Source organism: Saccharopolyspora sp. NPDC002376 (genome assembly GCF_053593195.1).
This window is the reverse complement of record NZ_JBSFBZ010000014.1, coordinates 111019-125229: the sequence shown is the minus strand read 5'-3', so window position 1 is coordinate 125229 and position 14211 is coordinate 111019. Positions and strand designations below refer to the sequence as shown.

Below are 14211 nucleotides of genomic sequence, written 5' to 3'. Positions count from 1 at the left end.
GACAAGTACGCCTTGACCTTCCTCGGCGGTGTCCTGCTCGCAAGCACCATCATGCTCTGCCGCACCGTTTCCCGGAATTAAGAGACACGCTCTAGTCGCACAGGGCAAGAGCAACAAGGCGGTCGCCGCCGAGCTCTTCGTCTCGGTCAAAACCGTCCAGTACCACCTCACCCGCATCTACGCGAAGCTCGGCATCCGCTCCCGAACAGAACTCGCAGCCCGACGTGCCCAATGGGACGGAGGCTCGTCATGACGAAGGTGCAGGCGAGGTGGGAAGCTGATTAGGCGAGATGCATCCCTTGTGGACATGTTTCAGATCAAAGTGGATCGGGTTTGGATCCGGTGACCCCGACGGGAAATCAACTGTCCACAGTAGTCTTGTGTTGGTGCTGGCGTGCTTCGCGTTCGGCCGTACCCGCCCCGGATGCGCCTGCGGGGCGGGGCAGTGCTTCGCCGGCACCGTGGTCTGGACCCGATGCCGGTCGAGTGGCTGCTCGGCTCAGGTCGGGGATGCCCTGCATCGATTCGCCCGCCCCGCATCCCTCTTTGTGGAACGGGCTGGTTCTGATTCGGCTTCAGTTGTTCTGCTTCTGGAAACTGGTTCGGCGGCTGGACACTGGTCGTCCCATCTCTTACCGTCCGATCGAGCGATCGCGGCCCGGCGCGGCGTTCGGAAGGGTCCGGCTCTGGCGGATCGGAAGGGCTTGCGCCGGAACCGGGTTCGCCGCGCTCGGACAAAACCGGCGCTCCGATGTTCGCGGTCAGGCAAGGAGCAGGGCATGACCTTTCTCGACGATGCCACGGCGATGCAAGGTGATCTGGCCGAGCTGCGCAAGCGGCTGCACGGCCATCCGGAGATCGGGCTCGAGCTCCCACGCACTCAGGAGGCGGTGCTCTCCGCGCTTGCGGGGCTCCCCTTGGAGATCACGACGGGAACGAGGACGACGTCGGTGACCGCGGTGCTCCGCGGTGGGCAACGGGAGGCGGCGGACCCGAAGACCGTGCTGATCCGCGGTGACATGGACGCGTTGCCGGTCGGCGAGGAGACCGGGCTCGACTTCGCCGCGACGAACGGCGCGATGCACGCATGCGGGCACGACCTGCACACCACGTCGCTGGTCGGCGCCGCGAAACTGCTGTGCCAGCACCGCGACGCGCTCCAGGGCGACGTGGTGATGATGTTCCAACCCGGTGAGGAAGGCTTCGACGGCGCGGGTGTCATGATCGAGGAAGGAGTCCTCGACGCTGCCGGCAATCGGGTCGACGCCGCGTTCGGCATGCACGTGTTCTCCAGCCAGCTGCCGTCCGGGTTGTTCACCAGCAGGGCCGGGACGGTCATGTCCGCCTCGCACGGGCTCTTCGTCACCGTCCGAGGAGCCGGCGGCCACGGATCGGCTCCGCACCGGGCGAAGGACCCGATCGTCGCGGCAGCGGCGATGGTCACCGCGTTGCAGACGATGGTGACCCGGACCTTCGACATCTTCGACCCCGTCGTGATCACCGTCGGCAAGTTCGCCGGTGGCACGAAGCGCAACATCATCCCGGACACCGCGACGTTCGAAGCGACCGTTCGCTGCTACAGCGAGACGAACGCGGACCTGCTCGCCTCCTCGATCCGGCGCACGGTGGAGGGTGTCGCGGCATCGCACGGCGTCGACGTCGAGTACCGGTTCGAGCGGGAGTACCCGACGACCGTCAACACGGCTGCCGAGGTCGACTTCGGCGCCGACGTGGTCCGCAACGTCCTTGGCGAGGAGCGCTACCAGGAGCTGCCCCACCCGATGTCGGGGTCGGAGGACTTCTCCCGGGTCATCGCCGCTGTCCCCGGGGCGTTCCTCGGCATCGGCGCCACCCCGCCGGGACTCGACCCGAACACCGCCCCGATGAACCACTCGCCACGCGCGGACTTCGACCCGGCCGTGCTCTCCGACGCGGCAGCCGTCTACGCCGGTCTCGCCGCCCGCAGGCTGGACGCCTTCGCCGAGGAGGCGACATCGTGAGCGATACGCACGAGTCTCGCGGCCACATCCGGACTTCCGCTGACCAGAGCAAGGCCCGCACGCTCTTCGGCATCGGCTCCGGCAATGCGATGGAGTGGTTCGACTGGGGTGTCTACACCACGTTCACCCCGTTCTTCGCCTCCCAGTTCTTCCACGGCGACGACCCCGTCTCCGACGTGCTGAAGACGCTCGTCGTGTTCGCGGTCGGGTTCGTCGCGCGTCCTTTCGGTGGCGCACTGTTCGGCTGGATCGCCGACAAGATGGGCCGCAAGCTCTCCATGACGCTGTGCGTCGCGCTCTCCGCGGTGGGCAGCCTGCTGATCGGCATCTCGCCGAACTACGCCACCATCGGCATCGGTGCCTCGATCATCCTGGTCCTCGCTCGCCTCGCCCAAGGCCTGGCTCACGGCGGCGAACTGCCTTCCGCGCAGACCTACATCGCCGAGACGGCTCCCAAGGAGAGGCGTGGGCTGTGGTCCAGCCTCATCTACTTCTCCGGCACCATCGGGCAGCTCACCGGAACCCTGCTCGCCGCTGTGCTTTCCACGATGGTGACCGCCGAGTCGATGAACGCCTACGGCTGGCGGCTCCCGTTCATCCTCGGTGGCGTGTTCGGGCTCTACGCGCTGTTCATGCGCTTGCGCATGCACGAGACCGAGACCTTCGTCGAGGAAGCCGTCCACGACGACCCCACCGCGAACGAGGACGAGAACCACCTTCGCACCAAGGGCACCATCTGGCGAACCGTCAAGGCACATCCCAAGCTGCTCTTCCAGGTCATCGGTATGACCGTGGGGATGACCGTTCTCTACTACCAGTGGGCGATCTCGGCCCCCGCGTACGCCATCAACGTGATCAAGGTGCCGCCGGCTCATGCGTTGTGGGCCGGCGTCGGGGCGCAGATCGTCTTCCTGGTCGCCTGCCCGCTGTTCGGCGCGCTCTCGGACCGGATCGGCCGCAAGCCGATCCTGCTGACCGCGCTCGTCGGCCTCGCGGTCCTGAGCTTTCCGCTGAACGCGATGCTCAACCAGTCGGGGTGGTCGTTGTTCTTCGCGATGTCGATCGCGTTGATCTTCCTGGCCATGTCGACGTCCATCGGGCCCGCCGTCTACGCGGAGCTCTTCCCAACCCGGATCCGGGCGGTCGGGCTGGCCGTGCCCTACTCGATCGCCGTGGCGCTGTTCGGCGGCACCGCCCCCTACCTGCAGACGTTCTTCGCCAGCCAAGGCATGGCCAGCGCCTTCACCTGGTACAGCATCGGGCTCGGCCTGATCAGCGGCCTCGTCGTGCTGAGCCTGCCGGAGACGAAGGGCATCGACCTGAAGGACAAGTCGGTCGGACAACACGGGCGCCGCAAGGAACTGCACGAGGCGACGGGCTGAACCACCGGCCGGTCAGGACGTTGGCGCCGGAGCCGCTGGCTACTGCGCGGCCGAGCCGTTTCGCTGGTTCGGCCGGAGTGCATGGCCGACGTTGCCAACTGGTTCTATCGAGCGCTTTTCAATCTCGCCGTCGTGCTCGTGGGTGAATTTTCCGGTTAGGGCCGGGACATTCACCCACGGCCGCGATGTGCGAACTCGGGCTGCGTAGCGCCAGAAATGGCACGGTCAACCCCACCACGGCGCCGGGAACCCGTGCCGCATCTGCGTGCCTGTGACTGCGCGAAGTTCCCGTCGCTTTCTAGATCGCCGAGCTTCTCATGCCGTGGGAATCGGACTGGTTCCTCCTCGTTGCGGACTCCTAGAGTCGTTGCTCCTTGAGCAGGGCGCTTGACGATTGCCGTATCGGCGGGAAGTCGAGGATCGAGATGTCCGGTGCCTGGTTGGTCGGCAGTCTGGCGATCTACTTCGCGGTGCTGTTGGCCGTGGCGATGTTCAAGCGGAGGAGCGCGACCGAGGAGGACTACTTCCTGGCCGGTCGCGCGATGCCGTCGTGGTCGCTCGGGCTGGCGTTCATCGCGACCTGGTACGGCGCCAATTCCGCGCTGATCTCGGTGGACAAGGCCTTCGAATCGGGACTGGTTTCGTGGTGGGTCCTCGGTGGACCGACGGTGCTCGCCGTGATCGCGCTGATCGCGCTGGCGCCCGCGATCCGGCGGGTGGGCTCGGTGTCGCAGAACGGCATCATGGCGTCGCGCTACAACGCCACCGCAGGAAATCTGCTCTCGGTGGTGCTGACGATCTACCTGATCTTCTGGGGCGCTTCGCAGATGGTCGCCATCGGGGGATTCTTCGCGTCGTTCTTCGGCATCGGCTACGCGACGGCGGTCATCCTCGGCACCGCGGTGTCACTGGTGTACTCGATATCGGGTGGATTCCGGGCGGTCGTGCTGACCGAGACCATCCAGTTCGTGCTGCTGCTGGCCGGACTCATCGTGACGGTCGTCGTCGCGGTCGTGCTCGCGGGCGGTCCGCACAACATCGGCCAAGCCGTCGCCGCCGTTCGCGGACCCGGGTACTTCAACCTCTTCAGCGGCATTGGCGCCAACTTGACCTACATCATCTCCTTCGGACTCGCCTTCACGATCGATGGTGCGGCCTGGCAGCGCATCCAGGCCGCGCGCAGCCCTCGAGGGGCTCGACTGGCAGCTGTGACGGCCATGGGCGGGTTCGTTCCGCTCTACTTCTTGGTCGTCTTCACGGGCATCGCATCGGTTGCGGTCTTCGCTCGGTTGCCCGAGGGAGGCATCGTGTCCGCGCTGGTGCGCGACCACATGTCCCCGCTGCTCGGGAGCATCGTCTTCGTCGGTATCGCAGCCGCGATCATGTCGACGATCTGCACGACGCTCAACCTCGGTTCGCTCTACATGGCGGAGTTGTTCGTGAAGTACGTGCGCCCTGCCGCGTCCGAACGAGCGAAGGTGCGCTACGGGAGGATCGGTACCGCGCTCGCGGCGGCCGTGGGATTCGTGGTGGCGGTGCGCCTGCCCAGCGCTCTGAACCTGCTGTCGTTGGCTTCGGAGGTGTTGGCGGCAGGGCTGTTCGTGCCGCTGATCCTCGGTTTCTTCTGGCGACGGGGGACCAGCACCGGCGCGGTGGCCGCGATCGTGGCCGGTGGAGGTTTCATCTTGTACGGCTTCGTGATCGAACTCGGTGTTCCTCTTCCGGCGTTCTGGGAAGGTGACGCGACCCGCATCCTGATCGGGATGGGAATGAGCTTCGTGGCCTACGTGGCCGTCAGTCTGCTGAGCGAACCGGACAACGCCACGGCGGAGGCGTTCATGGCGCGAGCGGCGGGCCGGTTGGCATCCGGTGCGGAGCCCGCTCAGCGCGACGCCGCGGGGAACTGAGCGGAACCACCACGACAATGGTCAGCAGGATCTCCGGACTGCTGCTCAGTCGGCCCCTTGATGCGAGCCCGTTGTGGGGCCGCCTGGGCGGGATCTGGCGGTCTGGCACAAGTCCGGCGGGCGGCGCAGGTCTGCTCGCGCAGAATGTCGCTGTGGCCGGCGTGGCGGGCGAATTCCTGGATCATGAGCAGGTAGATCCATCGCAGGCTGACGGTGCCGGAGGCAGGGTGCCCTCGGGTGGCGTCGAGGTCGATGTCCGCGACGATCGTTCGTGCGCGGTTGCTGGCGCGCTCGAATTCGGCGATCACGTCGGCGACCGTTTCGTGGTCGCTGACCACGAAGCTGGCCTCGCCCACCATCGGACCGTCGCATTCGGATTCCGGCAAACCTCCCAAGATGTGCTGGAACCACTTCCTTTCTGCGAACGCGGCGTGTTTGACCAGTCCGATCGACGTCGTCATGGACGGGACGAGACGGCGGCGGGCCTCTGCTTCGGATAGGCCGCGCACCGTGTCGATCAGTTCGGCCCGGTTGTGGTCGAGCATGTACTCGAGTATCTGACGCTCGGAGCCATCGGTGATATGCGTCGGGTTTTTCATGTCGTGTGCTTCCTTTCGCGGACAGCGTGGGAGTTCGCGGTTTGTCGGTGTTTCCAACCGAACGGCCGCATCGAGGCGATGTTGCCGGTGTGGCGGGCGAGGACGCCGGATCCAGCGAGCCAGCCAGCAGTCGGCGATGATCTCGCTAGCTCGCGGGCAAGTGTGCCGAGCCGGTCGGTTCGGTGTCGAACACGAATCGGATGCCGGCCGGGATTCCTGGCCGAAAGGGACCGCGTTCTTGTACTGTTGCTTGCCCTTGCGCATCCGCAACTGCTGCCAGGCGCGTCGGGAATCTCCTCGCCGCGCAGTCTTCTTCGCTTTGCTCAAGTTGGACTGGATGTTGCGGACGACGGCGGATTCGGCGGCGGAGAGGGCCCCACCCGCTGATCCGCCGACCGCGGTGGTACCGCCGATCCCGCCTGACGCGCCGAGCACCACCGCTGTGCCGACCGCGAGAGCGACCGGTCCGCTGCGTCCCTTCGGGTTCTTCAGCGGAATGCGGCGTCCATCCGGCAGCGTCCGCCATTCTTGTTTCGGCATCGCCCTCCCATCATCGGTTCGGTCGCATCCTTGATCGGATGAACCGGAACCATCCGGAAAACCGAGCATCATCGACCGAATGGAGCAGCCCGTCTTCCAGGAGGGCGTCGTGACGTCCGGAGCACTGACCGTCGACGAAGGTGCAGCGACCATCCCAGGGATCCCCTTGCACGCTGGGAGGTGTTCTGGTCAGTGGTCCTTGCTGGTTGAGCGGGGCGTGGTTTCTGCGCAGAATCTGAACTGCGCCGACCGGCGCCTGAAAGTTCTGGCACCGCACACGCGCCGGGGCCTACCTCCGCGGTCGCGTTTTTCGTTGCGGAACAAGGGAAAGTAGGCGTGGAGGAGCTGACTGGGGGAGCAGCGCTGGGCCCGTCCGGCCGCGCGCAACGAGCGGCAACCCCGTGAACCGGCCAGCCCGGTCAGCGGCGGCCGGGTTCTGCGCCCGGGCCGGGTACCGCGACGATCTCCGCGATCTCCGGGGATCGGCCGCACGCCTCGCACTTCGTCGGCACGTGCACGGAGCCTCCGCATTCCTCGTGCTGGAAGACGATCGGCGGCCCGTCCGGCGCCGCCCACCGGTCGCCCCACTCGGTCAGTGCCATGATCACGAGCCCGAGCTCGCGCCCCTTCGGGGTGAGGACGTACTCGTTGGCGCCGTCGCTGGTCGGCCGCTGCTCCATCAGCCCGGTGGACACGAACCACTCCAGGCGCTTGGCGAGGACGTTGGGCGCGACGCCGAGCCGGCGCTCGAACTCGGAGAAGCGGGTCATGCCGGCGAAGACGGCGTTGCGGATGATCAGCAGGCTCCAGCGCTCGCCCACCAGCTCGAGAGCGCGTGCGGCGGAGCAGTTCTCGCGTTCGTACAGTCGGCCCAACACGATGCCGATACTACTCGGGACTTGTGTGATGCAAGCCGTGCTGGACGGGCTGCGCTCTGCGGCAACAGCTTGCATGACGCAACTTGCATCACTATCGTGATGCAAGTAACAGGTGTCGTTTCGCGTCGATGTGCGCGCACGTCGCCCAGCAGGCCCTCGACTGGAGGCTCTTCGGGTGTCTCACCGCGGTGTGAGGCGAGGAGACCGACCGAACGGAAATCGGGACGTCCTCGCCCGCGGCCCGCCGGATCGGCACTGCTGCCGAAAGAACGGGAGGAGAAAGTCATGAAGGATGAATCGACGAACTCGGGCGGGCCGGCGGCCGACGTCGATGCGCCGAGCCTGCCCCCGGTCGTCGACCGGGAGGCCTTCCAGGCCGAACTGAACGAGCTGAGGGTTCGGGAGAAGGCGCTCACCCGGGAACGCGACGCGATCGCCGCGGCCCGGCGGCGGCTGCCCATGGTCGAGGTGGACGCGGGCCTCGAGCTGATCGGGCCCGATGGGCCCGTCACCCTCCTCGACGCGTTCGAAGGGCGTCGGCAGCTCATCGCCTACTACTACATGTGGAACGCGGGGCGGCCCGCGCCGGAGCAGTGCGAGGGCTGCACCTGGTGCGCCACCCAGGTCGCGGAGCTGTCCTACCTCCACTCCCGCGACATCACCTACGCGATCGTCTGCCAAGGGCCGCACGACGAAGGCGCCCGCTACAAGGAGTTCATGGGCTGGAACATGCCGTGGTACTCGGCGCAGGACTCCCTCGACGAGCTGCTCGTCGGTCGCCACGTCGGCATGATGCACCTGGTCTGCTACGTCCGGGACGGGAACCGGGTCTTCGAGACCTACTGGACGACCCGCCGAGGCGTCGAGGCGATGGACAACAGCTACGAGCTCATGGATCTCACCGTGTTCGGGCGTCAGGAGCCGTGGCAGGACGTGCCCAGCGGCTGGCCCCAGGCGAGCGAGGGGATGCGCGCCGACGGCCGTCCCATCCCGCACTGGGCGCGACTCGCGGCCGGTCACTCCGATGATCTGACCACCGGGTCCTGATCGTCGGAAGTGGCAAATCCGGCGGGAGTGAAAAGCTTGTTGAACCAAGCGAAAGCGCAGTTCAACGGGCTTTTTCGCATACCGGGCGGTGCTGCACCATTCGGGTGGACGTGATCAGGTTCGGTCTCGTGGTCGCGGTCGGCCTGCCTAGCATGTGCGGCGCAGTGTCCGAGGGAAGGGAAGCCGCACGGGGGACGGGTTTCGCGCCGATCTGCCTGCTTCGGGAGCCGATGTGACGGACGAGAGCGTTCTCAGCACGGCCGACGACAACGTCTTCAACACGCGGCTGCGCTCGAACGCGCTCGGCGTGGCTGGCATCGTGTTCCTGGTGCTCGCGGCCGTCGCGCCGCTGACCGGCATCGTCGTGGTGTCCGCCCTCGTGATCGCGCTGGGCAACGGGGGAGGGGCCCCGGTCTCGTTCTTCCTGGTGGCGATCGTGCTGCTGCTCTTCGCCATCGGCTACGCGCAGATGTCGAAGCAGCTCGTGAACGCCAGCGGCTTCTACGCCTTCGTCGTCAAGGGCCTCGGGCGCACCGGGGGCCTGGTGGCCGGCCTGATCGCGACGGTGGGCTACAACCTCTTCGTCGTCGGCGATCGCGGTGATCCTGGGCGTCACGGCCTGGGCCGTCGTCAGCGCGACCGGAACAGCCGAGGCTCAGCGGACCGCGCTCGACCACGAGGAATCGGGCGACTTCATCTTCTCCCTCGCAGCGACCTACCTCGGCCCGCTCCTGACCGTCATCATGCAGTTGCTGCTGCTGGTGAGCCTGTTCGCGGCGATGCTCGCCTTCCACAACTCCGCGAGCCGCTACCTCTACTCGCTCGGGCGGGCAAGGATACTGCCGAACGTCCTCGCGCGAACAGGGCAGCGGGGCTCCACAGGTCGCGGGGCTCTTCCAGGCGCTGTTCGCCGCGGGCGTCGCGGGGATCTTCGCGACCGTCGGCGCCGACCCCATCACTTCGTTGATGCCGTCCATGATCGGCTTCGGAACGCTGAGCGTCCTCGTCCTCCAGGCCCTCGCGGGGCTGTCGATCATCGTGCACTTCCGCCGAGCCCACGACCGGTGGTGGTGGAGCACTTTCATCGCGCCCGGAATCGGTCTGCTCGGGATGCTGTCGATCGTCGTCCTGGCGATCGTCAACTTCGACATCGTCGCCGGCTCCGACGCAGTGGCCGTGCGGCTCCTGCCACTCCTGCTCGCGCTCATCGGAGGCGCCATCTACAGCGTGTACCTCAAGCGCGCTAAGCCGACCGTGTAAGACGCACTCGCCACAGACCTCGAGAAGTTCAACGTCCACTCGTGACCGGCACCGAGCTTCACGCGCTGGGCAGTTGTGAACCGGCGTCAGTGGGATGTGAGGATCGGAGGATGTTTCGAGGAACTGGGCGCGACATCGCTTCGAACGGACCTGCCGAGTGGGACGGCGACGACTACCAGCGGCGCTTCGACGCGCTCGCGGCCTCCGGGGAGGACGTGCACGGCGAAGCCGATTTCGTCCGCTCCTTCGCACCTTCGAGCGCCCTCGACGCCGGCTGCGGAACGGGCCGCGTGGCCATCGAACTTGCTCGGCACGGCATCGAGGTGGTGGGAACCGACCTCGACCGCTCGATGCTGACCACCGCCCGGGACCGGGCCCCGCAGATCTCGTGGATCGAAGCCGACCTGGTCGAGCTCGACCTCGGCCGAACCTTCGACGTGGTGGTCATGGCCGGCAACGTCCCGCTGTTCACCCGCCCCGGCACCCAAGCGGCACTCGTGGCCAGCGTGGCCCGCCACGTGCGCCCAGGGGGTCTGCTCATCGCCGGTTTCAGCCTCGACCGCGGCTACGGGATCACCGACTACGACGCCCACACCGCAGTGGCCGGCCTGACGCTGACAGAACGATTCGCCACGTGGGACCGAGCCCCCTTCACCAACGGCGACTACGCGGTATCGGTCCACACCCGCTGAACCCGCGCCTACCGGGATGATCCTGTGGAGCTCGGAGAGCGAACTGCGGTGGCCGGTTGGATAGGATTGGTTTGGACGTGCGATCGGCGAGGCGGCAGGTGAGCGTGGAAGACAACCGAGGATCCTCGGTTTCGGGGGCCCAGACTCTCGACCGGGGGATCCGGGTCCTCTGGCACCTCGCCCGGCGTCCGGACGGCGAGACGCTGACCGAGATGGCGCGCTCGTTGGGGCTCAACCGCAATGCGCTGCACCGGATGTTGGAGGCGCTCACCGCGCACAACCTGGTCCGGCGGACCGAGGACAAGCGGTATCACCTGGCCCACGGTCTCGTGGAGCTGGCGTCGGCGGTGGACAGCGATCTGCGCGGCTTGGCCTACCCGGTCATGGCGGGGCTCGCCGACGCCGTCGATGCGACGGCGAACCTGATGGTGCCGGTCAGCGATGCCGAGGTGCAGGCGGTGCTGGTGGTCGAGCCGAGGCTCGCCGCGGCGCACATCGCGTTCCGGACGGGGCAGCGGCACGCGATAGACCGCGGCTCAGGCGGTATTGCGATCCTGGCTGGTCGGCCACCCCGCGATGACGACCCCGCCGAGGTGGTGGCGGCGCGCGAGCAGGGCTACGCCCTTTCCACCGGTCACGTGATCCCAGGCGTCATCGGGGTTTCGGTGCGGGTCGAGACACCGCCGACGATGTCGGAGGTCAGCATCGGTGTGTCGCTGGTCGATCCCGCTGCGGTCGAGAAGGTGGCGCCGCGGGTGGTGGAAGCAGCCCGCGAGGTGAGCGCGCAGCTGTTCGTGTCACGCTCGCGGGTGCGCTGAGGCCATCACTGCCGGTAGACCGGATCAGCGGTGTCCCTCCTGGACCGGCCCCAGTCTGGGTCGAGGCTATCGGTGATGGTTTGTGCGCGGACCTCGTCGAAGACGACGACCCGGTCGGCGATGCGCCACTGGCCGCTGCGCCGTTCGAACCGGTCCACGTAGCGGCATCGGATGATCGCCAGTTCCTGCTCGGTCGCACCGTCGACCGGCGCCTGCCTGAGATAGCAGAGGCAGTAGGACTCGACTTCGGCGGTGTCGGCCTCGGTGAAGTCGATGAGGACGTTGCTGATGAAGTGCTGTGACGAGTCGATCGTGGTGTGCCGCTGACGGATGTCCTCGACCAGCCCGTTGACCGGCCCGTGGTAGCCGCCGTGGTTGTCGATGGCGTCGGGGAAGTAGCAGTCCCGGATGCCGTCGTAGTCGAGGCGGTCCACCGCTCTCGCGTAGCGGAACAGGACCTGTTCGATGGCGACCCGATCGTCCGATGTGGTCATTCGGCGCTCTCCGTTTCGTTGATTCTTGGAGCCTGTCTTCGATCCTCGTTTTTGATCTTTTGTCTTCGATGCGCCGCCAGGCGCATAGCCCACCCTCGCAACTTGCACCGCCGCGGGTTCTCAGACGTCGCCACGTAGTGCTGCTTCCTGCCCGGCGAGCCGGCCGAGCACCAGGGCGTGGGCCACGGAGTTCCCGCCGCCCACGTAGCGTTCGCCCAGGATCCCGCCAGCCGCCTCACCCGCCGCGTACAGCCCCGGAACCACTCGGCCCTCGGTGTCGAGCACGCGGGCGCGGTTGTCGATGCGCAGTCCGGTGTGGGTGCACACCAGCTCGGCGGGGAGCATCCGGACGGCGTAGAACGGGCCGGTCGCCACCGGCGGCAGGTGCGGGTCGACTTGCTTGGCTGCCAACGATTCGTGCCGGAGGAAGTCCTCGTCGTGGCCCTGTGCGAACAGCTCGTTGAACCGCTCGACGCTCCGGATCAGGTTCGCCGCCGGTGCGCCGATCTGGGCGGCGAGCTCAGAAAGCGTGTCGGCGCACCGGACGGTGCCCTTGCCTACTTCGTCGAGGACTCGGTCCGCGGACCAGTCGGCGTAGCCGGGTGGCAGGCCGACGCGGGCCGCTTCGTCGAAGACGGCCCAGACGAATCCGCCGTGGTCCTTGAGGATTCCGGGGCTGACCGCGTACGGCGCGTCCTCGTCCATGCACCGGTGACCGTCGGAGTCGACGTGGATCCGGGACGCTGGCGGGAATCCGCTCTGCCAGTGGTGGAACCGCTGGAACTCGGCGGTGACCAGCAGCAACCCCCAGCCGTGGCCGAACAGCGACAGGTCGTGCTGCTCGGCCAGCGCGATGTGATCGCCCCGGCTGCCCGGGGCAGCGACGACGAACAGGCTGTCGCCCGCGATCCCGGCGTCCGGGAAGTACTCCTGGACCAGCTCGGGGTTCTGCGCCAGTCCGCCGCAGGCCACGACTACCGAAGGTGCGGTGACTTGGGTGTCGTCGACGACCACCCCGCTCACCGCCGACCCGTCGCGGAGCAGGTCGGTGGCCCGGCTGCCGAGCGCGAGATCGACCTTGAGCCGTTGGCGGGCCCGGTCCAGGGCCTGGACGAGCCCGTACCCCTGGTCCTTCGGCACGTGGCCGCGCCAGACGTCCTCGACACCGGCGCGCGTCAACCCCGGCATGTGCGCGTTTCGGGACAACTGAGCGGGAATCTCGACGCCGAGGTCGAGCAGCCAATCGATGAGCGTGCTCGACTGCTCGCAGAACATCCGCGTCGGCCCGGGAAGCACGCGCCACTGGTTGAGGTCCATGTAGTGCTGGAACATGCGTTCCGGCGAGTCCTCAACGCCTACCGCCCGCTGCACGCCGGTGGCCGCGGCGGTCAGCATCCCGGCGGAGAGCTGAGTCGAGCCGCCGATCTCGGCCTCGGATTCCAGCACCAGCACCCGCAGCCCCTGCTGCGCCGCAGACACCGCCGCAGCCAGTCCGGCGCCTCCGGCGCCGATGACGACGAGGTCGTAGTCGTAACTCATGGGTCTACCTCAGAACCTGTTTTTGAACTCGTTTTGCGTGGCGGTGCCGGTAGCGGAACCTCAGCGCCCGCCTGGACTGCGGGTGCCCCACTTTATGTATGCCAATACACGGCAGTGGGGCCGTCCTCGCCAGGACGAACGCTGAGAACCCGCGGCGGTGCAAGCTGCGAGGGTGGGCTATGCGCCTGGCGGCGCATCAAAAGCAAAGGATCAAAAACAGGCTCTCAGATGTGTTGGGAGCCGCCGTCGACCGGGATCACCGCGCCGGTGATGTACCGTGCGCTGTCGGACAGCAGGAAGTGCAGGGCGCCGAAGACCTCGATGGGTGCGCCGACCCGGCGCAGCGGCACAGTGCTGAGCGCGCGGTCGAGTGCCGCCGGATCTTCCCGCACCCATCGCGTCATCTCGGTGTCGATGAAGCCGGGCGCGATGGCGTTGACCCGGATGTTGTCCGGGCCCAGTTCCACGGCCATGCAGCTGGTCAGATGTCGCACGGCGGCCTTGGAGGAGTTGTAAGCGGCCCGGGTGACCCGCACCCGGACACCGGCGACCGAGGCCATGTTGACGATCGCGCCGCCACCGTTGGCGCGCATGTGCCGGGCGGCGGTCTGCGCACCGTAGACGACGCCGTTGACGTTGACCTGGTAGGTGGAAGTGATTTGCTCCGGCGGGATCTCGGTGAACTCGGCCTGGGGGAAGATCCCCGCGTTGTTGATCCAGAAGTCGACGCGACCGAACTCGTCGAGCGCGGCGCGCAGCAGACCGTCGTGGTCGGCGGGGTCGGTGACGTCGGCCCGGTGGCCGAGCACCCGCCCGCCGTCGGAGAAGTTTCCGTTGACCTGTTCGGCGATTTCGGGCGCACCCGTGAGATCGCCGGCCACCACGTGGATGCCGCGCCGGGCGAGCTCGGTGGTGAAGACCGCGCCCATGCCGCGGCCCGCGCCGGTCACGACGGCGACCTTGCCGACGAGTTCGGGGTAGTTCGCGGAGAGGGGGCTGGCGTCCGCGCGCGTCGGGTTGGCCTGGTCGTTCGGTGCCGTCATCGGGCTTCTCCA

The 14211-nt window shown here is 67.3% G+C and carries 13 protein-coding genes and 2 pseudogenes; 9 read left to right on the top strand and 6 right to left on the bottom strand.

Translation table 11 applies throughout. The features are described 5' to 3' along the window. Positions 1-91 precede the first annotated feature (91 nt). The 4 genes and pseudogenes from ACWCO2_RS12745 to ACWCO2_RS12730 all read left to right on the top strand — a co-directional run. Positions 92-253: pseudogene (locus ACWCO2_RS12745) on the top strand (response regulator transcription factor); the annotation flags it as partial. A gap of 526 nt (positions 254-779) precedes the next feature. Further along, positions 780-2000 (top strand): M20 metallopeptidase family protein, encoded by a 1221-nt coding sequence (locus ACWCO2_RS12740; RefSeq protein WP_450127881.1) that lies wholly within the window; start codon positions 780-782, stop codon positions 1998-2000. Next, entirely contained in the window at positions 1997-3382 is a 1386-nt protein-coding gene (locus ACWCO2_RS12735) for an MFS transporter (RefSeq protein ID WP_450127880.1), read from the top strand. Before ACWCO2_RS12740 ends, ACWCO2_RS12735 begins: the two co-directional genes overlap by 4 nt. A 425-nt stretch (positions 3383-3807) precedes the next feature. Further along, a complete protein-coding gene (locus tag ACWCO2_RS12730) occupies positions 3808-5289 on the top strand; it encodes a sodium:solute symporter family protein (RefSeq protein ID WP_450127879.1) in 1482 nt (493 codons plus the stop codon). Here the strand turns inward: ACWCO2_RS12730 and ACWCO2_RS12725 are convergent. Together ACWCO2_RS12725 and ACWCO2_RS12720 are read right to left on the bottom strand one after the other, a co-directional pair. After that, entirely contained in the window at positions 5265-6581 is a 1317-nt protein-coding gene (locus ACWCO2_RS12725) for a DinB family protein (protein ID WP_450127878.1), read from the bottom strand. The two genes, ACWCO2_RS12730 and ACWCO2_RS12725, sit on opposite strands and share 25 nt — an antisense overlap. A 266-nt stretch (positions 6582-6847) precedes the next feature. Then, on the bottom strand, positions 6848-7306 hold the full coding sequence (locus ACWCO2_RS12720; RefSeq protein WP_450127877.1) for a winged helix-turn-helix transcriptional regulator: 459 nt from the start codon (positions 7304-7306) through the stop codon (positions 6848-6850). Positions 7307-7591: 285 nt separating this feature from the next. Between ACWCO2_RS12720 and ACWCO2_RS12715 the strand changes: the two genes are divergently transcribed. Then, the gene (locus tag ACWCO2_RS12715; RefSeq protein ID WP_450127876.1) at positions 7592-8353 is read left to right on the top strand and encodes a DUF899 family protein; all 762 of its coding nucleotides are present in this window, start codon (positions 7592-7594) and stop codon (positions 8351-8353) included. Positions 8354-8414: 61 nt separating this feature from the next. Here ACWCO2_RS12715 and ACWCO2_RS12710 read toward each other — a convergent pair whose 3' ends face one another. Next, positions 8415-8969 carry a hypothetical protein gene (locus ACWCO2_RS12710; RefSeq protein ID WP_450127875.1) on the bottom strand — a complete coding sequence of 185 codons (555 nt, stop codon included), beginning with the start codon at positions 8967-8969 and terminating at the stop codon, positions 8415-8417. On the opposite strand from ACWCO2_RS12710, the pseudogene ACWCO2_RS12705 reads away from it, so the two are divergent. The 4 genes and pseudogenes from ACWCO2_RS12705 to ACWCO2_RS12690 all read left to right on the top strand — a co-directional run. Continuing rightward, positions 8953-9174 (top strand): annotated as a pseudogene (locus tag ACWCO2_RS12705) (APC family permease); the annotation flags it as partial. The gene ACWCO2_RS12710 and the pseudogene ACWCO2_RS12705 overlap by 17 nt on opposite strands. Positions 9175-9319: 145 nt before the next feature. Beyond that, complete coding sequence (locus ACWCO2_RS12700; protein ID WP_450127887.1) at positions 9320-9613, top strand: hypothetical protein; 294 nt, start codon at positions 9320-9322, stop codon at positions 9611-9613. Between the two features lie 110 nt (positions 9614-9723). Beyond that, entirely contained in the window at positions 9724-10305 is a 582-nt protein-coding gene (locus ACWCO2_RS12695; RefSeq protein WP_450127874.1) for a class I SAM-dependent methyltransferase, read from the top strand. A 104-nt stretch (positions 10306-10409) separates the two neighbouring features. Next, the gene (locus ACWCO2_RS12690; protein WP_450127873.1) at positions 10410-11123 is read left to right on the top strand and encodes an IclR family transcriptional regulator; all 714 of its coding nucleotides are present in this window, start codon (positions 10410-10412) and stop codon (positions 11121-11123) included. A 5-nt stretch (positions 11124-11128) separates the two neighbouring features. Here ACWCO2_RS12690 and ACWCO2_RS12685 read toward each other — a convergent pair whose 3' ends face one another. The 3 genes from ACWCO2_RS12685 to ACWCO2_RS12675 all read right to left on the bottom strand — a co-directional run bounded on the left by ACWCO2_RS12685 (position 11129) and on the right by ACWCO2_RS12675 (position 14199). Continuing rightward, on the bottom strand, positions 11129-11617 hold the full coding sequence (locus ACWCO2_RS12685) for a nuclear transport factor 2 family protein (RefSeq protein WP_450127872.1): 489 nt from the start codon (positions 11615-11617) through the stop codon (positions 11129-11131). A gap of 120 nt (positions 11618-11737) precedes the next feature. Continuing rightward, entirely contained in the window at positions 11738-13156 is a 1419-nt protein-coding gene (locus ACWCO2_RS12680; RefSeq protein WP_450127871.1) for an FAD-dependent oxidoreductase, read from the bottom strand. Positions 13157-13380: 224 nt separating this feature from the next. After that, a complete protein-coding gene (locus tag ACWCO2_RS12675) occupies positions 13381-14199 on the bottom strand; it encodes an SDR family NAD(P)-dependent oxidoreductase (protein ID WP_450127870.1) in 819 nt (272 codons plus the stop codon). Positions 14200-14211: the final 12 nt, after the last annotated feature.